19 protein-coding genes and 1 pseudogene are annotated in these 23,899 nt (G+C 45.2%); 8 read left to right on the top strand and 12 right to left on the bottom strand.

The features are described 5' to 3' along the window. Positions 1-48 precede the first annotated feature (48 nt). The 7 genes from IHV80_RS24330 to IHV80_RS24300 all read right to left on the bottom strand — a co-directional run bounded on the left by IHV80_RS24330 (position 49) and on the right by IHV80_RS24300 (position 8,373). On the bottom strand, positions 49-792 hold the full coding sequence (locus tag IHV80_RS24330) for a GntR family transcriptional regulator (RefSeq protein ID WP_192891334.1): 744 nt from the start codon (positions 790-792) through the stop codon (positions 49-51). Positions 793-913: 121 nt separating this feature from the next. Then, positions 914-2,200: an L-lactate MFS transporter gene (locus IHV80_RS24325; RefSeq protein WP_192891333.1), complete on the bottom strand. Its 1,287-nt coding sequence runs from the start codon at positions 2,198-2,200 to the stop codon at positions 914-916. A 93-nt stretch (positions 2,201-2,293) separates the two neighbouring features. Continuing rightward, positions 2,294-3,247, bottom strand: a complete 954-nt coding sequence (locus tag IHV80_RS24320; protein ID WP_192891332.1) for a PfkB family carbohydrate kinase — start codon at positions 3,245-3,247, stop codon at positions 2,294-2,296. Beyond that, entirely contained in the window at positions 3,237-4,259 is a 1,023-nt protein-coding gene (locus IHV80_RS24315; RefSeq protein ID WP_192891331.1) for an ADP-ribosylglycohydrolase family protein, read from the bottom strand. The genes IHV80_RS24320 and IHV80_RS24315 overlap by 11 nt, the downstream gene beginning before the upstream one ends. A 75-nt stretch (positions 4,260-4,334) precedes the next feature. After that, positions 4,335-5,633 carry a nucleoside permease gene (locus IHV80_RS24310; RefSeq protein WP_135382578.1) on the bottom strand — a complete coding sequence of 433 codons (1,299 nt, stop codon included), beginning with the start codon at positions 5,631-5,633 and terminating at the stop codon, positions 4,335-4,337. Between the two features lie 341 nt (positions 5,634-5,974). Then, positions 5,975-7,138, bottom strand: coding sequence for an amino acid permease (locus IHV80_RS24305; protein WP_192892217.1), 1,164 nt, complete (start codon positions 7,136-7,138; stop codon positions 5,975-5,977). Positions 7,139-7,434: 296 nt separating this feature from the next. Beyond that, positions 7,435-8,373, bottom strand: a complete 939-nt coding sequence (locus IHV80_RS24300) for a LysR substrate-binding domain-containing protein (protein WP_226088562.1) — start codon at positions 8,371-8,373, stop codon at positions 7,435-7,437. 153 nt (positions 8,374-8,526) lie between these two features. On the opposite strand from IHV80_RS24300, the gene IHV80_RS24295 reads away from it, so the two are divergent. From IHV80_RS24295 to IHV80_RS25260, 7 genes and pseudogenes are all read left to right on the top strand, one after another. Continuing rightward, on the top strand, positions 8,527-9,963 hold the full coding sequence (locus tag IHV80_RS24295; protein ID WP_192891330.1) for a Mur ligase family protein: 1,437 nt from the start codon (positions 8,527-8,529) through the stop codon (positions 9,961-9,963). A gap of 62 nt (positions 9,964-10,025) precedes the next feature. Continuing rightward, entirely contained in the window at positions 10,026-11,231 is a 1,206-nt protein-coding gene (locus tag IHV80_RS24290) for a D-alanyl-D-alanine carboxypeptidase family protein (protein ID WP_192891329.1), read from the top strand. Next, the gene (locus IHV80_RS24285) at positions 11,228-12,451 is read left to right on the top strand and encodes an MFS transporter (RefSeq protein WP_226088548.1); all 1,224 of its coding nucleotides are present in this window, start codon (positions 11,228-11,230) and stop codon (positions 12,449-12,451) included. Before IHV80_RS24290 ends, IHV80_RS24285 begins: the two co-directional genes overlap by 4 nt. A gap of 84 nt (positions 12,452-12,535) precedes the next feature. Continuing rightward, positions 12,536-13,747: an MFS transporter gene (locus IHV80_RS24280; protein WP_192891328.1), complete on the top strand. Its 1,212-nt coding sequence runs from the start codon at positions 12,536-12,538 to the stop codon at positions 13,745-13,747. Continuing rightward, positions 13,722-14,690 (top strand): HTH-type transcriptional regulator YidZ, encoded by a 969-nt coding sequence (gene yidZ / locus IHV80_RS24275; RefSeq protein ID WP_192891327.1) that lies wholly within the window; start codon positions 13,722-13,724, stop codon positions 14,688-14,690. The genes IHV80_RS24280 and yidZ overlap by 26 nt, the downstream gene beginning before the upstream one ends. A 64-nt stretch (positions 14,691-14,754) precedes the next feature. Beyond that, positions 14,755-15,975, top strand: coding sequence for a MerR family transcriptional regulator (locus IHV80_RS24270; RefSeq protein WP_192891326.1), 1,221 nt, complete (start codon positions 14,755-14,757; stop codon positions 15,973-15,975). Continuing rightward, positions 15,976-16,154, top strand: a pseudogene (locus IHV80_RS25260) (GNAT family N-acetyltransferase); the annotation flags it as partial. Between the two features lie 128 nt (positions 16,155-16,282). Here the strand turns inward: IHV80_RS25260 and IHV80_RS24265 are convergent. After that, complete coding sequence (locus IHV80_RS24265; RefSeq protein ID WP_192891325.1) at positions 16,283-17,413, bottom strand: HlyD family secretion protein; 1,131 nt, start codon at positions 17,411-17,413, stop codon at positions 16,283-16,285. Then, a complete protein-coding gene (locus IHV80_RS24260; protein WP_192891324.1) occupies positions 17,413-17,808 on the bottom strand; it encodes a DUF3302 domain-containing protein in 396 nt (131 codons plus the stop codon). The genes IHV80_RS24265 and IHV80_RS24260 overlap by 1 nt, the downstream gene beginning before the upstream one ends. A gap of 268 nt (positions 17,809-18,076) precedes the next feature. Between IHV80_RS24260 and IHV80_RS24255 the strand changes: the two genes are divergently transcribed. After that, positions 18,077-18,979, top strand: a complete 903-nt coding sequence (locus IHV80_RS24255) for a DMT family transporter (RefSeq protein ID WP_192891323.1) — start codon at positions 18,077-18,079, stop codon at positions 18,977-18,979. 145 nt (positions 18,980-19,124) lie between these two features. Here the strand turns inward: IHV80_RS24255 and IHV80_RS24250 are convergent, their stop codons facing one another. From IHV80_RS24250 to IHV80_RS24240, 3 genes are all read right to left on the bottom strand, one after another. Further along, a complete protein-coding gene (locus IHV80_RS24250; RefSeq protein WP_192891322.1) occupies positions 19,125-20,705 on the bottom strand; it encodes a GGDEF domain-containing protein in 1,581 nt (526 codons plus the stop codon). After that, positions 20,705-22,174 carry a tetratricopeptide repeat protein gene (locus IHV80_RS24245; RefSeq protein WP_192891321.1) on the bottom strand — a complete coding sequence of 490 codons (1,470 nt, stop codon included), beginning with the start codon at positions 22,172-22,174 and terminating at the stop codon, positions 20,705-20,707. The genes IHV80_RS24250 and IHV80_RS24245 overlap by 1 nt, the downstream gene beginning before the upstream one ends. A 186-nt stretch (positions 22,175-22,360) precedes the next feature. Next, on the bottom strand, positions 22,361-23,830 hold the full coding sequence (locus tag IHV80_RS24240; RefSeq protein ID WP_192891320.1) for an IS1 family transposase: 1,470 nt from the start codon (positions 23,828-23,830) through the stop codon (positions 22,361-22,363). Between the last annotated feature and the right edge of the window lie 69 nt (positions 23,831-23,899).

Here is a 23,899-nt window from a genome sequence, read left to right as displayed (position 1 = left end):
ACGGGCTTTTTTGATCTGTTTTAAAACGTGCTTTTCAAAAATAGAAGGTTAGTCTTCACTAACGAATACATACATATCACCACGACAATGATTGATACTGTATTCAATCGGCACGCCTTTCTTGTCGTAAGCCGTTTGTTCAATAAGTAGTACAGGAACTGTCTCATCGATATTGAGCTTATCTAGGAACTCTTCTGTTGGCATTTTAGCTGAAACACGACTCTGTGTTTTGGTTGGCGAAATATCTTGGCTACGGAAGTAGTCGTAAAGCGACAACTGAATCTCGTCTGGGTCATGGATAAGATGCGCAGGAACGTAAGATTCTTCAATGGATACGGCTTGCTCGTCGATGTAACGAACACGCTTCAACAGAAAGACTTGATCGTTCTCGGCGATTTTGAGCATCTTGGCGATTTCAGAAGAACACGCAATTACGTCTTTCTTAATCCATAACGTGTCGGGCTTTTTGCCTTTCAGAACCACTTGTTGAGAGAAACCGGTCGCCTCTTTACTTGAATATTCGACAGTTTCGCTGATCATAGTCCCCAAGCCACGAGAACGGACTATCACACCTTCTTTATCTAATATATCCAACGCTTTGCGAACGGTAATACGAGACACACCAAGCTTGTCACTGAACTCACGCTCGGTAGGAATGAAGTCTCCACCTTTGAGCATTTGTTGTTCAGTCGCCAGCTTCACTGAATCAGCAATCTTCAGATACAGAGGTGATTTATCTTTCTGGTCGATTCGTTCTTGAATCAGGGTAAGCAGTGGTTGATAAGCGCTCATAAAGGTCTGTTTTAGCTTTTATATTTAACCAAAGTATACCCGAAGTTCTCAGCCCACACTTAATAGAAATGTGAAATCTGAGGGCGAAACAAAGATTCCACCACTCAGAGGTTTTATTGAGCTAGCTTGAACGTTCCAACTGACAACTTGGAGCCGATTCTTTGTCGCTACATGGCTCTGTTGTAATGGGTTTTACTCGGAAGGTCAGTACAGTAGCGATGCTCACTAAGACCGCACATATCAAGTAAGCGATTGAGTAACTGCCATACCAATCCATCGATATCGCAGCAAGGATAGGGCCGATAAAGCCGCCAATGCCCCAGGCGGTGTAAAGCACGCCGTAGTTGGCGCCGAAGTTCTTCAGGCCGTATAAGTCCGCCATGATAGAGGGAAACACGGCTAATAACGTGCCATATCCAACTCCTGCCAACGCCGCGCCAACCATCAGAGTAGGGCTAGAAACAAACTGACTGAATAACAGCATATTGATGGTTTGTAGCCCTAGCGCGATAGCCAATGTTTTTAATGCGCCAATCTTGTCGCTCAGTAACCCTGATACCAGTCGGCCTGCCGAGTTAAATATCGATAAGGTCACAATCAAATAAGCGCCTTCTAGGATATTGGCTTGTTCTGCAGCAATTGAAGTGATGTTGGCTATGATCATCAAACCAGCCGCCGCACCAAAAGCGTAAGTGAACCACAACAGATAGAACTGCTTGGTGGCGAGCATCTCTTTCCACACGTAATTACGTGCGGGAGGTGGTGCAGGCTTTGAGGCACCAGATTTTTCTGAGCTTGCTTTCGGCTCATACCCAGTTGGCGGGTTCTTGATCGAACAAGCCAGTGGGAAAGCAGTGACGATGAGCCCAGTTCCAAGTATGAGAAGGCTTTGTTCCAATCCAACGACGGATATTAGGTAGCTAGTAAGCGGAGCCAAGTAGATAGCAGCAAGGCCAAATGCTGTGGCGAGTAACCCATTCACCATGCCTTTCTGAGAAGCATGAAACCACTTCATTGCAGTTGGGTTCAAGCATGCGTAAGCGAAGCCAATTCCCGCACCAGTGATCAAACCAAAGCTCACATTAAGGTTCCATGGCGTCAAAGATAGGCTCGCTAAGATCATTCCTGCGCCCGCCATCAAAGAACCCACCATCAATACCTTTTGTGGGCCAATCTTATCTTGAATACGACCAGCAATGAGCAGTGCCAATGAAAGAGTGATGATGGTGATCGTGTAGGGCATCGAGGCTTGAGTGTTGTTCCAACCGAGTTCTAAAAGCGAGTTTTTGAATACACTCCAGGTATAGAGAACACCGATGCACAGGTTGATTCCACAGCTCGCGAGCAGAATCCTTGTTGCTTTGTTATTTGCATTGGAAAAGCGGTTCAAAGCAGAAAAATTAATCATGGGAGAAAGGCCAAAAAGGTAGGTAAAAGAAAGATAGGCGTAACAAAAAGGCCCAGTAATACTGAGCCTAGTGTCTACATGAGCAGGTAAGGGTTAGTACTGGTTGAGGTAGTCAGTTATCTCACTAACACTCGGGGCACAATCGCCTCCTACATGGCTCACCACATAAGATGCTACGGCATTGCCTAACAAGATTGCGTCGGGTAATTCCCAGCCAGAAGCCAAGCCAGCTAATACACCTCCGGCATGGGTATCGCCTGCACCTATGGTATCAACCACCGTAGCTTTAAACGGTGCAACGTTTCCGTAGCCGTCATGAGTGGCGAACAAAGCACCATCACTGTCGATGCGTAGAATCAGAGGGCAGCGATAAGTGTGATGCCATTGCTCAACGAAGGTGTTGATGTCTTGCATGCCGAGCACTTCAGCTTCCTGGCGATTCAAAGACACCGTTGGCTTCAGTTTGATTAGGCGATCAAATAGCGGTTTTGGAATATCACCAATACGAGGGCCAAAATCGATGAACAGCTCAATACTGTTGGGCAACGTTTCTAGCCAGCTAACGATCTCTTCACCACAACCCGAAGACAACTGATAACCAGAAAGGTAGATAATCGCATCGTCTTGCAGATCTAACTGCTCAAGTGCTTGTTGGTTCCAGTTGTTCTCGACACCGCTAACAGACAAGAAGGTTCGTTCACCGTCGGGCTCAACGAGCGCTAAACACCAGCCATTGTCGCCGCTTGGATCTTGTAGGTGACTTGTTAGACCTTTTTCAGCCATTGCCGCGGTGATGATGTCTGCCCACTTACCTTGACCAATTGGTAAGGCATTGATTGATTCAACACCGAGCTTTTTCAGAGCAATCGCGATATTTAGGGCGCAACCGCCGACATGAATGCCTTTCTCGGTCAGTTCTACATCGGTACCACGTTTCGGTAGGGCAGGTGTTTCTGTCACGATATCGACCACAGCAGCGCCAATCAGGCACAGCTGTCGTTGATTCTTTAGGGTTGGAATCAGTGTAACCAAAGAACTATGAGGCATACCCTTGCTCCTTAATTTCTCTTAAACGCAGGAAGGTTGCGGCGTAACCTGCAAAGTCGAGTTGGTTTTCGTCATCTAGCTGTTTCTTCAAATCAACATCAATAGCTTGGATACCATTTAATGCGCCACAAATTGCGGTCGCCATTGCACCAATCGTGTCGGTATCACCACCTAAGTTAGCACACAGAATCGCACAGCGGTTTGGATCGGTTTGCGCCAGTTCAACCATCGCAATGGCTGCCGGTACGGATTCGATCGTGCTCACGCCAGCACCGACTAAGTTGTAGACTTTTTCCATACGCTCTTCAATACCACTGTTTTCTGAAGCAACCATTAAAGCAAGTTCAATACGAGCGCCCATTGAGGCACTGAATGTGGTGATGTTTTTGGTTTGTGCTGCGTTGGCAATCGCAGGTAATTGATCTTTGATTGCGCTCCAGCTATGTCCTTCAATCGCTTTTGATACTGACCAAGCAATTGCAACCGCGCCCGCGATAGCGACATCTGATTTGTGCGTAGGGCTTGAGGCCAGTGCAACTTGGTCAATGAATGTATCTAGGCTAGTGGTTGGAACAAGGCAACCCATAGGCGATACACGCATCGCAGCGCCATTGGTCACACCGTTGTTTTCAAGCTCATCGATTGAAGTGCCTTCTTTGATGGCACGCATTGCGGCTTTCGAGCTTGGGCCGAAGATATTCTTGTTGAATGCGTCGAAGCCTTCAGCCCAACTTAATACGTTACGAGCAATGATCTCTGGTGAGATCTCACCGTCGCATTCGATGATAGCGTCAGCAAGAGCCAGCGCCATTGAGGTGTCATCCGTGAACTGGCAAGCATCGAAATAACAAGCGGCGTTGTTTTCAGCAGGCCCCGGCAGGAATGAGTCAATCCAACCAAAGTGTGCTTTTACTCGGCTTCTTGGCCAAAGCTCTGATGGCATTCCCATCGAATCACCCAGTGCTTGACCATAAAATGTGCCTAAAATTCTGTCTTGTTTTGAAATGTTCATCTTACTTCACCAAAAATAGGTTATTTAAAAACTGCTCAGTCAGAAACTAGGGGGAGAGACTGAGCAGGTACAAAATTACGCTTGAGCTTTTTCTACTTGAGTCTGCTCTGATGGATTTCCATCTGATTTGTTGTCGATTTTAATCTCTTTGATTTCGCCGTTTGGTTCACGGAAGAAGTACATAAAGATAACGAGGATGATCGCAATCATGATGGCACCGAAGCCCCACATGCCGGACCAATCAAACGTGAGTCCATTCTGTGGTTCGTCGTAAGCAAACATCTTCTCCATTAATACGCCACCTAAGCGGTAACCCAGTAAGCTACCGATACCTTGGCAACCCAATGTGATAAGGCCTTGTGCTGCGGTACGCATGTGAGCGGGTGCTTTTTTGTCGACATAGATGTAAGCCGTTACGAAGTAGAAGTCGTAGCTCACGCCGTGCAAGAGGATGCCTGCGAACAGCAGTGAGTATAGGTACCAAGTGTCTGCGCTTCCGTAGACGAAGAAACCGTAACGAACTGCTGCCGTAAAGAGACCAAGTAATAGTACCTTCTTAATACCAAATCGTTTGGTGAAGAAAGGTAATGCCAACATGAAGAAGATTTCAGAGAACTGACCCAGCGTCATCCAGCCAGTCGCGTTGCTCATGCCGACTTCGGTTAAGTAGCCGTTTGCGAAGATGTAGTAGAACGCCAATGGCATGCTGAACATAAAAGAACAAACGAAGAATGCGAGGAAATTTTTGTCTTTCAGTAACACGAGAGCATCAAGGCCAAGCATCACTTTTAGGCTAAGTTTACCCGTACTTTTTGGCGGAGTGTCTGGCAATGTCAGTGCGAAGATACCCAGAGCAGCCGAAGCTAGTGCAGTCAGAATTAGAGGGATATTACTTGATGAAATATCACCGTAACCCAACCAACCAGGTAAGAAACCAATCGCGATACCAGAAGCGATCCAGCCGATGGTGCCCATTACACGGATACGCGGGAAGTCACGCTCTACGTCTTCTACGTTAGAGAAAGCAATGCTGTTGGTCAGTGCAATCGTCGGCATGTAAGTTAACGAGTAAAGCAAAAGGATTGGGAAGAAGGTGGCAAACTCGGTTTGTTGAGCTGCTAAGTACATTAAACCTGCACCCGCTATCAGCATCACAGAAAGTACTTTCTGCGCCGCGAAGAAACGGTCGGTGATTGATCCAACTAGGATCGGTGAAATGATCGCTGCGATTGCGGTACATGCATAAGACCATGCGATCTCAGTCGGTGTAAAACCATTGGTATTGAGTATTTGCCATAAGGGAACAAACCATGCTCCCCAGATAAACCATTCAATGAACATCATTGAAGACAGTTTGAAGTTAGTCGATTTCATTATTATGTCCTTTAGTACTGTAGGGTACGCAATGATGGTATTTTAAATGATATTACCAATACAATACCATTGAGGTTGTTTTGTGATCTAATTATCAGATGTATCAGCAATGGAGTTACTTTATATGATCATAGAACATGGTGTTTTGAGCTGGTGCTGAGATCTAAATATGGCGAGTTGTTTATCTAAATGATTGTTTCTAAATACGTTGTTTGAAGGTCTCAGGCGATGTTTATCGAGAAGGAGGAAGGAATAACGTGGGTAGGGAAATTGGGCATAAAAAAAGAGCAGCCAACGCTGCTCTTTCTGGTCTTAGTTTGGGTCTATTACTCAGTGAATAGTTAACCCATAAACCAAGAGATAAAAATCAACGCGCCAAAACCGAATGTTGCCATCAGTGCCGTATCGCCACCAGCTGCTGTGTAGCTGCCTTCGGTTTGTAGGTGAGGGAAATCAGGTCTACGAACCTTAACTACCATCGCCAGAGGGCCCCAGATAGCTAAGAACACCAATACCATGCCCGCATAATCCAGCATGCTCACAAACTGGCTCGCGAACAGTTCAGCGAGTACCAAAGGCAATACAAAGGTCAGAGCGTAAGCCAGCAGCTTGTTATTGGTAACAGCGTCTTTGTTTTGGTCGTAAAGCGCCATGGACACACCAAGGAAAGAGGTCACCAATGCCAATGCTGAGAACAGCGCAATCACGACTTTCAGCCAAGCAGACTGTCCGCTAAACGCCGAGATCAGTTCTGAAATATTATGGAATTGGCTGATTGCATCTGTGCCAAGGTTACCGATAATCGCGAACAACCAAGTTAGGTAGCAGATTAGTGGAATCACTGAGCCCAGCAGAATCATATTGCGGATCTGCTTTTGAGTCGCTTCTCGGTTGTAGATAACCAGTGATGGTATCACCACCATAGAGGCAAAGCTGGTAAAGATAACCGCGCTGTATTGAACGACATCGTTGGCTGTGTAGTTGCTAGTTTGAGTTAGGTAATCCAAACGAATATTGCTAAATAGAGAAGCAATCACAATAAACAACATGGCTACCATCAGGATGAATAGTCCGCGATTTAGTTTATCGATGTAGGATTTACCCGATACTACAATCACACCCATTAATAGGCTGAAGATCGTATAGGCAACAGATGCAGATACGTCTACGTCAACATCGAGCAGTAGCTTGTGAATGATGTCACCAACACCCAAGATATAAGCGATGAGCATGCATACCAACAGCAGGTAGAAGAGTGCATTGATAAAATGTTTACCTTTGCTGCCCAAAGTCAGGTAAGCAACACTGCTCATGCCACTGTTGTCTTTGGTTTTGGTGCAGGCTTCTGCGAGTAGCAGTGCTGAGTATGTGGTGCCAACAAAAATCAGCAACATCAGCACAGAGCTGATCAAAAAGCCGAACTGAGCTAAAACCATTGGGATGGCCAACATGCCAGCCCCTAGTGCAGTTCCTGAAAGGATTAGGGAACTACCGAATAATTTCATATTCAAAAAAACAACCTCTAGCGATCCAAATAAATTTTCTTTGGATTGTAAATAATTGTTTCCAAGACTAACAAAATACTCATTAGACTTAGGGATTAAATTCTAATAATTTTTGAAATTTTCTAAAAAAATTGCAAAGACATGTTTCAGGGTTATGGTTTGTGGGTGGTTGTATTTTTCATGTAATTGCATTTATCGGTCGATTAACGTTTATAAATTGCTTGGCAATTCAAGTTCGAGCAGATTCGACCATAAAGTGGAGCATGAATATTTGTAGAATTGACCTCGATTTGTGCTTATCTGATTAATCTTAGCTCTCTCACTTTATCTTGAATGAGGTTTTGGACGAGTTGCGTCAGAAACTGAATTCGAGGGTGGTTCGCGTCGCGTTTTAAAGTCACCATATCGATATCAAAGTCAGGGATATCAATCGGCGGATCGCATAACACCAAGTCATCGTCAATTAACTCAGAACGACCGACCATCTCGGCCATTACAGCCAACAGATTTCTTCCTGAAAGCATCCTGCGAATCGTTAGAAAACGGGTCGTCCCAAGTACCACATTTCGTTTAACTCCCACTTTTTCCAATGTGCCGTCAACTTGGCTGGTTAACTCTTGATTCGCCGTAATGATCATTTGCGGTGTATCTAAGTAGGTGTCTAGCGGAATTGGAAGTTTGGTATTCAATACCTTGTTATCAAAGGTACACAGGTGCTTTTCTCGGTAAAGAAAGGTGGTGTTGAGGTGGTTTGGTAGCTCCTGAAATACGCCAATGCATAAGTCAGTATCTTGATCTTCGAGTAACGTTACGCAATTTGCACTGTCGACAGGCTTGAGCAGAACCTTACTTTGAGGAGCAAGTTTCTGAAGCGTGTCGAAAATATCTGGGCCAAAGATCTGCTCTGCATAATCACTAACGCCAATGATGAACTGACCTGTGTAGTTTTGTGGCTCAAATTGCTCAGCAGGTAAAATATCTTGCGTGAAAATCGACAAAATTTGCTGAACTTTGGGGGCGACTTCATGTGCTCTCACGGTCGGCTGCATTTTATTGCCTTGCCTTTCAAACAGAGGGTCACCCAATAACTCACGGAGCCGCTTGAGGTTATAACTGGTGGCAGGCTGCCCCAAGTGCAGTTCTTTTGAGGCTGCGGAAACACTCTTTAAACGAAAAAGTGCATCAAAAGTCAGCAGTAGGTTGAGGTCGATTCCACGCCAATTAAGATCTTTCACAGCAATACTCGCATCTGGTAGAGGTAACACAAAAGAATCTAGGTTATCAAGGTGACTAATAACTTGGATCGATTTGTTCAATTTTATCGATGTTGGTCAGCAAAATATACTCAACTTAATCAAGAAATCCTAGCCAACTTAAGGGACAAGTGGATGTTGAGTGACAAATTGAAAGGCTTTTTAAAACAACTGGGCGCACTGTCGATTAGGCGCTTCTCAACAAACAGTGAGCATATCGAGTCTCAGGATGTGTTTGTTTGCCGCGAAGGGGCTGCTCATGACAGTCATCGTTATATTGAAAGTGCGATTGCGAATGGGGCGGTTGCCATTATTGCAACAAAACCTGTTTCAGCATCGGTGCCTGTGTTGGTGACTGGAAGTCATTACCAAAGCTTGTTGCTTATTAAGGCTTTTTATCAATACCCGCATAAGAAGATTAATCACATCGGTATTACCGGAACAAATGGAAAAACGACGGTTGCTCATGGTTTGAATCAGATCCTCAAGCACAAGCAACGGAGCGCCTACATTGGAACGCTCGGTGTGGAGTTCGCGGGCAAGAAACAAGAGCTGAGTAATACCACACCAGACGGTGTCACTCTGTTGAATTTATTTAAGGATATGGCTGAAGCGCAGGTCACGGATAACGTTATGGAGCTAAGCAGTCATGCATTGGTGCAAGACAGAGCCGGATTTGTACCGTTGTCTGTTGGGGTGATCACCAATATTGGCCGTGACCACCTTGATTATCACAGAACGGTTGATGGCTATGTTCAGGCGAAACTTCAGATTTTAGATCGTATTCAACCCAATGGTTTTGCGGTGATCAACCTAGATGATGCGCACGCCAATGTTGCGATAGAGCGAGCAAGCAGCCGAGTTAATGTTGTGACATTCTCAATGTACAATCCAGAGGCGGATCTTTATGTTGAACAACTGAAGGTTGAGCAATTTGGCGCTACTTTTATTCTCAATAATCAAGGTAGAAAAGAGCCTGTTTTTAGCCAACTTCCCTTTCAGTTTAATGTCGAGAATGCCTTAGCGATGGCAGCAACCCTGTTGACATTGAAGTGGTCGTTATCGGACATCGCAAGCGCGCTGAATGGTGTTGTTGCACCTGACGGGCGTTCAAAGTATTTATCGCTAGACAATGGTGCTTTGGCTTTAGTGGATTATGCACATAACTTTGATGGCCTTTCGGCTCTTTACCAAGGCATTCACTCTCAGTTGGCTAAGCGAGTGATAACGGTCGTCGGTGTGACGGGCGACCGAATACGGGATGCAGCTGACATTGGGAAGTTATGCGCTACCCATTCTGATGTTGTTATTTTCACCTCAGACAACCCACTTGGCGAAATGCAGGAGGATATTTTCCGTGCATTAACTTCGCAAGTGAGTAGTACGCTTTGCTACGAAATCAGTGACCGCCATGAGGCGATTCAGGTTGCCAAGCAATTGAGTCGCAGTGGTGACCTTATCTTAGTGTGTGGCAAAGGCTCGGAAACTCATCAATACATCACGACTAATCAAGTGGGTCGGCAATGTTATATCGGCGATGTCGCGGCACTGACTTTGGAGGAGGTACTATGAGGAAGGTCTCGGTATTGAAGTTCAGGGTCTCCTCATATTTTGCTGTGAAAGCAAAGACTAAAATGAAGTTTAAAGCGAAGCTTCGATGGCGGCTAGCCTTGGCTTGCTTAACGTTAGCGGGGATAAGTACACCAAGCTTGGCGGTGGTAACGCCCAATCCGCCTGAGTTGCCCGCCAAAGGTTATGTTTTGATGGACTTTCAGTCAGGCACCATCATTGCAGAGCAAAACTCACGCGCGATTTTAGCGCCCGCCAGTTTGACGAAGTTGATGACGGCTTATGTGATTGGACAAGAGATTAAGTCCGGTAGATTGACATGGCAGGATAAAGTCTCGGTCAGTGAAAATGCGTGGTCGGCAAAATTTTCAGAGTCATCCAAGATGTTTATTCAGCCTGGAGATGAGATTTCGGTCTCGAACCTTATGAAAGGGGTGATCATTCAGTCGGGTAATGATGCTTCTGTCGCTTTGGCCGAACACATCGCGGGGAGTGAGCAAGCTTTTGTTAGCCTAATGAATGGTTGGGCGAAATCGCTTGGGCTGCAAGATACTAACTTTGTGAATGCGCATGGCTTAGATGGCGAAGGCATCCAAACTTCTCCGCTTGATATGGCGATTTTGATGCGGTCGATCATCAAGGATGTACCAGACGTTTATGTGTTATACCAAGAGCGTCTGTTCAAATGGAATGAGATCACTCAATACAATCGAAACAAGCTGCTTTGGGACAAGTCCATTAACGTCGATGGTGGCAAAACGGGTTACACAGAGAATGCGGGCTACAGCTTAGTCAGCTCTGCTACGGAAGGTAAGATGCGGTTGATATCGGTCGTGATGGGTACCAATAGCCCGCAAGCACGAACCACAGCTTCAAAGAACCTACTGAGTTATGGATTTCGTTTCTACGATACCAAACAAGTAATGCAGCACAATCAAGTCGAATCTCAGGTGCGAGTGTGGAAGGGGGATATCGAACAAGTTAGTGCCAAGATAGCCGAAGATGCGTACCTGACTATGCCTAGAGGGTTAGTCGATTCGCTGCAAAAATCTGTGGTAATGATTGATCCGCTTATTGCGCCTGTTGAGCAGGGATCTGAGGTGGGCAAAGTCGTCTGGAAGAGTAACGGTACTACGGTGGCAAGTTACGCTTTAGTCGCAGATCAAACTGTAGAACAAGGCTCTTGGATGGTGCGACTTTGGGACAGCGTCAAACTTTGGTTCGGTGGGTTATTCTCTGACTTGATGGGTCGGATTGAGGTGAACGAATGATCACTGAAATGAGCACGACGCCAATGTGGCGCAACCGAGACTATATACGCCTGCTGTCTGCGCAGATTATCTCTTTGGTCGGCACGGGCATGAGTTCTATCTGCTTAGCGTTGCTCGCTTATGAACTGTCGGGTGATGACGCAGGTATGGTGCTGAGTATCGCTTTCGCTTTGAAGATGTTGGCGTACATTGGATTAGCTCCGGTATTTGGTGCTATCGCACATAAGTTACCGAAAAGACGGACTTTGGTCGCGCTCGATTTGATTAGGGCGTTGCTATTTGTATGTTTGCCGTTTGTCACTGAAGTATGGGAAGTCTATGTGTTGATGTTTCTCATCAATGCATGTTCTGCGGGGTTTACTCCGCTGTTTCAATCCACGTTGCCGTTGGTGTTGGTGGATAAAACACAGTATGCGAAAGCCCTGTCGTTCAGCCGAATGGCTTACGATCTTGAACAGATCTTTAGCCCGATGCTAACGGCCTTATTGCTGAGCTTAATTGGTTTTAGACAGCTGTTCATGCTTGATGCAGCTACTTTTTTGCTGTCTGGGGTTTTGATCTTGTTGTGTACACTTCCGAATTTGAAAGGAGTAACAGAATCAGCTTATAAAACTCAGAAACTTAGTGTGATGCAAGGGCTGCGCAATTATTTGAATAAACCTAAATTGAGAGCTTTATGGTTTGCGTATCTGGCAGCGGCCAGTGCTTCTGCGATGGTGCTGGTGAATACGGTTATCTATGTGCATGAAGTGCTGCATGGTGACGAAACGCAAACCGCATTAGCGATGATGGTTGTTGGCTTGGGCTCTATGTTGATGGCGCTTCGGTTACCAAAGTGGCTAGAAAATCATTCTCCTCAACATTTCCACTGGATAGGTTTACTGACAATTTGTGCCTCTTTTATGGTGGGTAGCTTCACGCCTGGTTGGGTCGGCTTTGGCGTAATGTGTTTAGCCATGGGAGTAGGGATGTCTTGTATTCAAACTTCCGCAGGCCTATTGATCACCCAAGCGTGCGAGGGAGAAGACACCGCCCCGTATTTTGCAGCGCACTTCTCTTTAACGCATTTCTGGTGGTTGTTTACTTATTTGATCGCGGGGATGAGCGTGAAATTCTTTGGTGTGAGTGCGGGTTATCTCATCATGGGTGGGGTATGTGTCGTGAGTTGTTTGATGTATGCCTCCATCAAAGATGCAGCACTTAGAAATGGTATGTCGTAAATGGAAAGACCTACTGTCGCAGATGCCACTCGCTAGTTTGTCGTTTGGCTCATACTATCCCCACATCAATTATGTGGGGGTGTTATGTATCGTTTTCTGTTTTGTAGTTTTGCGCTTGTTCTTTTATACCCAACAGCGATTGATCTGTATCTTGTTGGGTTACCTCAAATTGCTTCGGATCTGAATGCTTCTGAAGCGCAATTGCATGTCGCGTTTTCTATTTATTTAGCTGGTATGGCAACCACTATGCTGTTTGCTGGTAAGTTCGCCGATACGGTGGGGCGAAAGCCTGTCGCGATTTTCGGTGCTATCGTGTTTACCGCTTCTTCGATGCTGGGTGCGAGTGTCACCAGTGCCGAACCATTTCTAGCTGTACGCTTTTTTCAAGGTGTAGGTGCGGGCTCTTGTTACGTTGTTGCGTTTGCCATTTTGCGAGATGTATTGGACGACCAAAAGCGAGCCAAGGTTTTGTCGATGATGAATGGCATTACCTGTATTGTTCCCGTGTTGGCTCCGGTGATTGGTCACTTAATCATGATGGTATACCCATGGCCGAGCTTGTTTACGACCATGGCGAGTATGGGCGTCGTGGTGGGCTTGTTGTCGGTGTTTGTGCTAAAAGAGACTAAACCTAACGTTACAGAGTCAATGGTAACAAAAGCCTCTGTATCTGAGGCATCTCAAGCGACGTCAATCGAAACATTTAAAGAACCGTTGTTCATTAGCCGAGTGATCATGACCAGTTTGGGTGTGACGGCGATTCTGACTTACGTGAATGTCTCTCCAATGTTGATCATGACAGAACTTGGCTTCGACCGTGGTCAGTATTCCTACACCATGGCTCTCACAGCGTTAGTGAGTATGTTGGTGTCGTTCTCGTCTCCGTTTGCATTGAACGTGTTTAAGCAGAAAAGCCTGATGCTGACATCTCAAATGTGCTTTGTTATTGCGGCTGTCTTGCTGCTTGCATCGATTGATGGCGGCTTAGGGCATTACGTGACGCTTATTGGTTTTGCCTTCGTGTGCGGTGGCTTCTCGTTAGGTTTTGGTGTCGCGATGAGCCAAGCATTGAGTTGTTATTCACAGCGAGCAGGCATGGCCAGTTCAATACTGGGTGTTTCTCAGGTGTGTACTTCGGCACTGTTCATTTGGTTGATGGGTGTTGTTGGGCTAAGTGCATTGAATATGTTGGTATTTATACTGGCTGCTGGTGGAGTTATCAGTATTGCTCTAATACTATGTGTAGGTCCTTCCCAAGTTAAAAGTGATTATGAAGAAGCCACTAGCCCGTCTTGATTTGAATCTGCTGTTTACTCTGCAATTGTTATTACAAGAGCAGAGTGTGTCAAAAGCAGCAAAGAAGCTGAATGTTACCCCTTCAACGGTGAGTAAATCTCTGACGAAGCTACGTGATTGGTTTGATGATCCGCTGTTTGTGAAAACGCCAAGTGGCTTAACAGCAACGCCTCTCGCGTTAACCATGGAAAAAGATTTACAAGATTGGTTGCAGATAGGCAGTCAGATATTGACGACTCGGGGCGACGATACGCCAAAAGACATACGCTTGAATCTCGAGGCAGAATCTCCTCTGTCGCTGATCATGCTTAATGAGCTGACACACAGTGTGTATCAACGTTACCCAGATGCGAAAATAAAAATGCGTAACTGGGATTACGATTCAATCGACTCCATCGTCCGTGGAGAGTCTGATATCGGATTCTCAGGACGAGAAAGTCACCCTCGCTCAAAAGAGTCTTTAAACGCGCTGCCGTATTTCATTGATTATGAAATTCTGTTTCATGATCTTCCCGTGGTCTACCTAAGAAAAGACCATCCCGCTTTACAAGAAGAGTGGAATCTAGAGGCCTTTCTTAAATACCCTCATATCAATATTGTTTGGGAGAAAAGTGAGAGATGGGCGCTGGATGAGGTGCTCACCGATTTGCAACTAGACCGAAACATTGCCCTTACGCTTGCAGGCTTCGAGCAGTCTCTGTTTATGGCGGCTCAATCTAATCACACTATGACGACGGTTGCGCCCAACTACTGCCGACGCTATGCAGAGCAACTTCACCCCAATCTAACCTGCTTACCTATTCCGTTAGACGAAGAACATGCCAATAAGCTACTGATCCCATTTACGATGGTTTGGCATAAGCGAAATGCCTACAATCCTATAGTGTTATGGCTCAAAGATACCCTCAGAGATTTATACCGATTGGATGAAAAAAAGAGTTAGTTGATTGTTGACCTGACTACAGCTTCATAGTTTATCTTCGCTACTGAAATGAGAGGGGAAGTGCATGTATCGTATCTCTGAACTGGCCGAATTAGTTGGGCTGAGTCGCTCCACATTGTTGTATTACGGCAAGCTAGGTTTGATTGAAGCTCAACGCCAGAGTAATGGCTATCGTCTTTACTCAGAAAAGGATCTGCAACGTGTTCGTTTGTTACAGCAATTACAAGCGGGTGGGTTAACGCTCAAAGAGTGCCAAGCGTGCTTGGATGCCAAAATAGAACGCCCTTTGTTAGAAAACCGCCTTAAGCAGTTGGATGAAGAGCTAGTACAAAAGCAGCGTTCACGAGATCTATTAGCTGCAATGCTAGGCGAAAGAGGATTAGAAGAGTGGCATGAGTCAATGGACAAGCTTGCGCCAGATGCACACCTCGATTGGTTAATTAAGCAGGGCTTTGATGAGAAACAGGCTCTGCGATTGAAGTGGTTATCGAAAGACATGAATGAACACGAACAATATATGGCGGATTTCAGCGTCATCTTTGACGGATTAGAACGTTTAGGACCAGGAACGGCTGAAGATACCTTAGAAGCGTTGGCTCAAGTGCCTAGCTCACCGAAACACGTGCTTGAGATTGGTTGTGGTAAAGGTATCGCGACCTCTGTATTAGCGAACGCGATGAAAGAGCATCAGGCTGAACTTCAGATTACTGCGGTCGACAATGATCAACCGTTTTTGGATATTCTAAACCAACAAGCATTAGAACTTGCTCTAGAAAGCAATATTAAAACCGTGTGTGCAAGCATGATGGACTTACCGTTTGAAGCTAAATCGTTCGACTTAATTTGGTCAGAGGGCAGTGCGTACATCATGGGTGTCCAGAAGGCACTTAAGCAGTGGCGAAAGCTACTTACTGATGACGGCATATTGGTTGTGAATGATCTGGTGTGGAACACCGAGAACCCTAGAGAATCAGTCAAAGCTTTCTGGCAAAAAGAGTACTCAGATATGACGACGGTCTCTGAGCGCATTAAGCAGGCTAAGGCAGCTGGCTATCAAGTCTTGGGTGACTTTGCGATGAGTGATGCCGGTTGGCTTGCCTATTATCAGCCTTTGCAAAAGCAAGTAGAAGCATTGAAAGCGACAATGCCGAACTCGAAAGCGCTGGCGGATTGCGACAATGAAATTAAACAATTTTTCAATAACAGCGAAGCTTTGGAAGGTTCTCAAGGCTCAGCTAAGCGTGATTTTGACTATCACTTTTTTGTGTTGAAGAAAGTACAGTAAGTGAAGAACACTATGAAATTTAGACCATATGATGCAAGCGAGATCGAAACGAGCACTCAGCTTTTTACTCGGATTCAGAAGGTGAGAACGAAGGTAGAACAGTAGGTAAGCTTGCCAATGATCTTTTAACGACTACGGATTCTACAGAGCTACTTTGCTTTGCTGCTGAAGGTGATACATAACAAAAAAGCCAGAACGAGTCTGGCTTTTTCATTCATATTAACAATGTGTTAGAGCTACTTAAGGCCCAGTTACTGGCTATTTATGATCTAGATACAAACTACGTAGTGATCTAGGTGTGGATAGCTTAGTGATCTAGGTATAAGTAATTCTGCCAGCTCTTCATACGAATAAGTACCTTACGCATGATAGACACGTGGGTGAAGCTGTCAGAATATACTGCTACTTCAACCGCAGTACCCATAGGTAAATGGTAGTCAGACAGGTCATCCGTGATCGTCAACTTAACGAACACACGGCCACTGGTACGCAGTGCTTCAGTTCCAAGTAATGCACCACGCGCTTGGAATTGGCTCTCACCAATCGCTGGAATTACTTCGTCAATTCGGCCCTTAAACACTTTCCCTGGTAATGCTCTAAATAAGAACTCGGCTTCAAACCCTGTTTGTAGGCGCTGTAATGAGTTTTGCCTAAACGCTGCCGTATAAAACTGAGCCTCAGTGTGAACAAAGGTCATCACCGGTGCGAGAGGAAGAGGGACAGCCATCACGCCTGGACGAAGAGCTAATTGAGTGACATAACCATCGGTTGGAGCTCTTACTACGGTTTGTTCTAAGTCGAACTGAGCTTTACGCAATTCAGCTAATAAGCTTAAAACAGCGGTATTTTCGCCACCTATTTCAGAATCCAAAGAAATTTTTGCTTGTTCTAGATTCGCGTCTGCAACTTTTACCGCGGCTTCTGATGCCTTGTAAGCTTGTCTGCGAGTGTCTAATTGCTGCTCGGTAAAGGCTCCGCTGTCATAACCGCGCTTGTAACGAGAGAATTCACGTTGGGCCTTATCTCTCTCTGCGATAGCTTTGACTTTTGCAGCCTCTGCTTCAGTGACTTCAGACTCCATTCCAAGGGCACCTTGGCTTGCTTCTTTTACTTTTGCCTCTAATCTTGCGACCTCTGCTTCAAATGGAATAGGGTCGATTTTGAAAAGAATATCCCCTTGTTTAAGAGGCTTATTGGCTTCTACAGGCACTTCGATGACTTTACCTCTAACTCCAGAAACGACTGGCGTGGTTGAGTAAACTTGGTTACCGATTTGCGTGAAAGGGTGATTGTAGTTCATCAGCAGAATGAGGGTGCCTACGATGATCACACCACCAAGAACAGCAGTAGGTACTGTCCACTTATTTAGCGGGATATTGAACACCTTGAAAATGGTGATACAAAGCGCCGCATAGGTCATTATCAGCAGTAAATCCATTACTTAACCTCCTGATCTTGAGCGTTATTCTGATCTTTAGCTTGATTATCTTTCACTGAATCGGCTTGTTTGAGTTGCGCGATTTCTTCCTGAAGGGTGCTGACTTGATCAATTAAAATGTCGACACGGTGATGAATGTCGTGTTGTTCTTCTTCAAGTTTGGCAAAACCCCAACCGCGATCTTTACGCCAAAGCGTGGCCCAAATCCAAAGAAATGGCCAAATAGTGTGTAAGGTGAATAGGCTAACCCAGCCTGAGACATGAATAGCATCTTGATGAGGGTGATTGCGTTCTTTCGCTATTTCATAGGGAATATCGTGAATAACGATGATGCCGTAAAAGATTACTAATGCTACGAAAATAAGTAGACCGAGAGCAAAATAGTCTAAAAACATAACAGGTCCTTGTAATGTTAGATATTAGTTATAAATATAGTACGCTATCATCCAAGTAATTGTTATAAAAATGATTTACCGAGTTACAAATAATGTGTTTTCGCTTCTAATGCGAACAAAATCATTATTGAATCTTATAAAGTCGTAACCACGCTTGGTGGGGGATTTTTGATATTAGGTTAGGTAATTCAGTTGAAGCGATGAAGACATTGGTTTGATAAAGAGTATGGTTCTAAATGACGTGCATAACCACAAAGGATAAATTCGGATGTATATAGGTGAATTGGCCGCTATTGGTGCTGCGATCGTGTGGGCGTGTGCGACATGGATTTATGGACAGTTTGGGCATCGTTTTTCAGCGATGCAGCTGAATATTGTTAAAGGTGTGGTCGCTTCTGGAATGATGCTGCTTGTGATGCCTCTTATTCCTATGCCTGACTTTGAACTGAGTGCTAACCACTTTTGGATATTGGCTATCTCAGGTGTTATCGGAATCGCGATTGGAGACAGCGCGTATTTTGCGGCATTGAGAAGAATCGGGGCTAACAAGACTTTACTACTTGAATCATTGGCTCCTCCGCTTTCTGGTGTGCTGGCATTGATGTTCCTCGGTGCAGCCTTGACCTTACAAAGCTGGTTAGGTGTTGTAATCACCACGCTCGCAGTCACTTTTGTCGTGTTTCAACCGTCCAAATCAGTGAGCGGAGAATCTAGTGACAAAGCGCAATGGAGCGGCATTGGATACGGGCTTGTGGCGAGTGTGTGTCAGGCTTCGGGCGTGGTTATTTCTCATTATGCTTTAGTGGCAGGTGACATTCCGCCGTTGTTAGGCGCCTTAATTCGCCTGACGATTGGTGTGTTTGCCGTGATGCTCATTATCCCGTTTGTTGAGAAGAAGCCATATTCGTCAATAAAAAGAGATTTATGGGCGATGACTAAACTCGATAAGCTTTGGCTCCTAGGGGCAATATTTGTTGGGACGTTCCTCGCTTTATGGTTGCAGCAAGTGGCGTTGAAAAATGCCAATCCTGCGATTGCACAGACATTGATAGCGACCAGTCCGGTCTTTATTTTGGTGATCTATGCGCTTAAAGGGGAAAAGGTGTCAAAGCAAAGTATAATCGGGACGCTTGTCGCTTTAGGTGGGATCTCTCTGTTTTTCTATCAATAGTCTATTACTATCAATAACTTCACTAGATTGAAGGTTATTTGAGAGTAGTGCTGCACTGAATGAGAGTTAGTCTGTACTTTCTCTCATCTATATAGTTACTGGCATCTAGTATAACTACTCTCGGATCATGCTTTCTCGATTGCAACTACTCAGTACAGACCTGATTTCGACCATTAGCCTTCGCTCGGTATAAGGCTTTATCTGCACGATAGAAAGTACGTTGAGTATTTTCTCCTTCGCGATGCAAAGTGATACCTATACTGACGGTTAAACCGCGTTCACCTAGTATCTCATGCCAACCAAATTGGAAGATTCGTTCGCGGTAATTTTCCGAGTGCATTTCTGCCTTAGCAAGGTTGGTGTTCTCAAGGATGACTAAGAACTCCTCCCCACCAAACCTGACACAAGATGCGCCTCTAAACTTGAAGTAGGCACTAAGTTCTTGAGACACGCTTACAATCGCTTTGTCGCCCACTAAGTGGCTGAGTTCGTCGTTGATAGACTTAAAGTGGTCAATATCAACCACCATTAATGCGAAAGGTGTTTCGTGTAGCAACATGTCTTTCAGTTTTACATCTAACCATCGACGGTTATGCAAACCCGTCAGCGGATCGGTGAAGACGTCTTGTTGTAGTTGAGCTACGGCATTTTTGTGTTGCTCAGTAGTTTCTTTGAGTTCTCTATTTTCTTGTTCAGATAAGATCAGTTTGAGTTTCAGTTCGAAACGAGAGAGGCGACGCAATTGACTTGCACCAAGCTCACTGATTGGAATCTGCTTCATCAAGTCTGTTTCTATGCGGTAGCCTTTCTTCTCATAGCTCAGCGCCTCTTGGAAGTGGCCTTGATTCATACAAACATCACTCAATGAATCATAGAAACGTTTTGCGAGCACAGGTGACGAGTAGTCTTTCACTCGTTTGTCTGTGCTCGATAAGATCATACTTGCGTATTCTTGCTTATTGATTGCACTTAAGCTGCGTGCGAGCTCTAAGCGAGTCATGGTGGTTAACCAGCTTGCTTGTGTATTCTTTGCTGAATATTGAACCTTAGATAGGCAGCGCAGTGCTTCATGGTACTTTTTCTTTGCGCGAAGCACTTTGGCTTGATAAAGCGCTATCTGTGCAGTTAACAACTTGTTGCTGACGAGAATGCTCAGCTCTTCACATTCGTTGAGCAAATCCGAAGCCGCCGTAATACGATTGAGTAGCAGAAGGCTCGCCACCATATGCAGCTTGAACTTAAGGCGAAGTGAACGACTGCTTATTGCGTGATCGATGCTGTTGATTTTTTGATAGTAGCGTAGTGCTCGTCCGTGATCACCATAGGCGTCGCACAGGTTGCCCATTCCCAAAATAGCCATCACGTACTCATCAATGTAGCCGTGTTCAACAGCGATTGACGATGAACTGACGAATTCATTCAATGCCGAGGTGTAGTCACCAATTTCGACGAGACGATCACTTAGGCTGGTTTTCACCGTAAGGATGTCTTCGATGTCGGTAGGCAAATGGAGCAGGTCGAGTGCCAACCTGAGTTCGTCGATGCTGGCTTGATTTTGTTGCAACTCAGCACGGTATTCCGAGCTGATGATATAGCAGTGGGCTTGTTCTGTTTTGGTTGTCGAAACGTGCTGGCGAATGTGATCCCAGAATATGATCGCTTCTTCGCCCGATACCGATGACGGATCTAAACCAGCGTCAGTGATCTTACTTAATAGCGTTTCCATCAAACTCTTACCTCGGCATCATCTTCTTCTAGTTGTTCAAGAGTGAACGGGAACGTCAAAATGTCATTGAGGCTGACGGTAGGCTTTGAACCTTTTAATCCTTTTCGATGCCAAGGGAACATATCAAGCATAGTAGTTAGAGTTTTGAAGGTTTGCTCTGCCGCCTCATCTTTCTCGGAAAGCATCAGTGCGACACGTTCAGAGCTCAGCCTTGAAATGAAATCGTTTTGATTACATAGGGTATGAGCGATTTCGGTACAGACATCTAAGTAGTCGGGGTCTACGTGTTGAAACATGATGATGCTGTGATTCGAGCGTTTGAGCTCTGTTTTGAAGAGAACCAGTTGTTCCCACCAAAACGTCTCAGAGACAACAAAAGAAAAGTGTTTCTCTGGATCGTATTCATGTTGACCGCGAATTCGGTTTATAAGCTTTCGGGCTCTCTGCTCAAGTTGGCGTTTTGAGCTTCGCGCTTTATCTAGGCCGACACGTGTAGTTTGTTCACGAAGCATACCGATAGAATATTGACGGTATTTCTTAAAGGCAATTAATGCAGCTTTAAAATCTTGGTTTTCTTCTGCAACCAAAGATTGTTGATAACAGATCTGGCTCAGCAATTCACCGTTGTCGAACTCGTTTGCAGATTGTTCAGCAAGTTTGAGTAATTCAGCGGCGTGTTCAGGTCTTTTTCTCAGAAGTTCTAATCGAGCTCGACTGATATAAGAGTGCGCCTTCATCCAAATTAGGTTGTGCTCGACTGCAAGTGTATGTGCTTTGGCTGTCGCTCGTTCTGCGTCGTCTAAGCGTTCTAAGCCAAGCAGAGCAAGGCCTCTAAAGTCCCAGACTTCTGCATGCCAGGTGTTATCTTTATGTTCTTTAAGTGCTTCTTCCGCCCCATCCAGTACCGATAACATCTCGACGTAATTGTTGAGCAGGTAGTAATCCCAAGCGAGCAGTATTCTCGCCTTGCCCTCTAACCAGCCAATTCGGCTAATGTTCGCCACTTTCACGGCGAGCTGGTGGGTTGAGCGGGCTAGCTTGTATTCGTGAGTCATTCGCCAAATATTGCCGAGGCCAATCAAGCATTCAATTTGTATCTCAACTTCATCAACCAGCGCTGATTGTTCTAAGGCATTGATCCAAAACTGTTGAGCTGAATAATATTTGGCTTGTCCCCAGAACTGGAGCGCATGTAGGTGAAGGATTTCAGGGAGGAAAAGGTCGGTCTCTAAGCGGTTCTGTCGTTTGTAGGCCTCTTTGATGTGCTTTAAACCTGTCTGGTAATCCATCAGGTTCCAGCAACATCTTGCCATCAGCATCAGTGACTGGATCGCGCCCTCTTCAAACAGAACTTGCTCTGATCTGACGAGGCACTGTTGTGCAATCTCAAGGATCACCAACGGTTCAGAGTCGACACGAGTTTTGAGTTGTTCTAGTTCTGTTTCAAGAAGGTACTGATTTTTGTCCAAGGCTTAGATCCATAATTATCGAACATATTGATAACACAATCATTATAAGAGTGTGATTTAGGATAAGCACTAATTATCTTTCGTAGAGCATGTAAGGAGCATGTATCTTTTCCATTTATGGGTGTTACCTCATGTTGTTGCTTTAAAATCAATGAGTTCCCAAATAAATGTCTAGTTTATAGCTGTCTATGAAAGTAGTTGCTTTAGGGTTAATGGCTGCTCAGTTACGCCTAAACGCTGTGCCGCAGTTAGCCCTTGCTTATCTTGGTAGCACAGATTGTGCCAAGCTCTGAATATGTCGAGCAATGGAAGAATGCCACCGGGACGAAGTTTACGTCTAGGCTCATTAATGAAGCTATCAAACAGAACTTGGAAGCGTTGTTGATAGAACTTAGTTTGTTGAATGGATGCAGTGTTAAACCACTGTTTTGGTTCTGGATTGTTACCTGTTAGGTAGCAAATACCTTTCTGGCTATCACCTTGATTGGCAATAGCCCAACGATCGCGCCACCAACTCATGTGTACAATGTCGATCTTTTCAAAACTTTGATCGTCTTGCCAGCCAGGATCTTCCTCTACATACATAAGGTCAATATTTTGACTCTGTATGCGCGGCAAGCAAACGCTTAGGGCGGCAGATCTTAGTAATGGGTCTTGTGGCATATAAATGGCGACATGCTTATTCTCGTCACACATATCCAACACATGTAAGAAGTGTGCATAGGAGGTATAAGGCGGTCGAATGAGTGCTCCTTTAGACGGGTAGCTAAACGTAGTGAGGTTACCCATAGGGTCTTCAACGTTGCCTCTCGCAAGAATCACTTGGTACTGCTGTTCAATGCGTTCTTTAAGCTTGTCAGAAGGTTGAGGAAGTTCGAGATTTGCCTCAGACGAGTGCTCTTTTGAGACAAAGCGTGCCACATCATCGTAAGGGTTGTGGTCAACATTTCCCGTAGGCTCTTCATTCTGAGAGTAATTGACATGCTGGCAAAGGATATAGCCCGAATGTGCTTCGCCCGTTGCTATCCAGACCACACCGTTATTACTTTGTGGTTGTAAGCGCTGATAATGGGAAGCAAATTGATAGTCTTTGGCATGATTAACCCATCGAGCATCGATCATCGCTAATTTGCGACGACAACGGCTGGCGATATGGTCAACATGATCATAGAAAGTCTTTGGGTTGATCTCTAACTTTCTACAGATTTCACGTACGGAATAGCCCATGAACAATAAGCCCATGAGGTTCTCTTGAAACTGAAGTTTTTTATTGGATCCAGACCACTTATCAACGAAGGTTGATTGGCAATCTTTGCATCGATAACGCTGCCTGTCACCGCTGTAACCGAAGGCATGATAAAGATGTTTGTGGGTATGAACCGATAGGCCAAAGTTATCGCAATCATCATTGCGGCAAGCAGGAAGGCCATCGCTGTGAAGTTGTCTCAGGCGATGAAGTTCGCTTAACACTTCACGATTGTTAAGTAAGGGGGGGAAAGCTCCACATTCACGACAAACCATCGCTGGACGCTTAGGGTTAGCGTGTTGCAAAACATATCGTTTTGCATCGCTCAAGCCAAAGTTGTCACACGCCAATGTTTTACAAAAGTTGAGTTGCAAACCATCCGCATCTTTTGGCAGCTTGTCGTTAGACACGATCTCCCCCTCGGGATTATTTGAGCAGCCAAATGAGCTTGGCTGCGGGGTAACGCTTTTCAATGTATC

This window comes from Vibrio bathopelagicus (genome assembly GCF_014879975.1).
GTDB classification, from domain to species: domain Bacteria; phylum Pseudomonadota; class Gammaproteobacteria; order Enterobacterales; family Vibrionaceae; genus Vibrio; species Vibrio bathopelagicus.
This window is presented reverse-complemented; position numbering and strand designations above follow the sequence as displayed.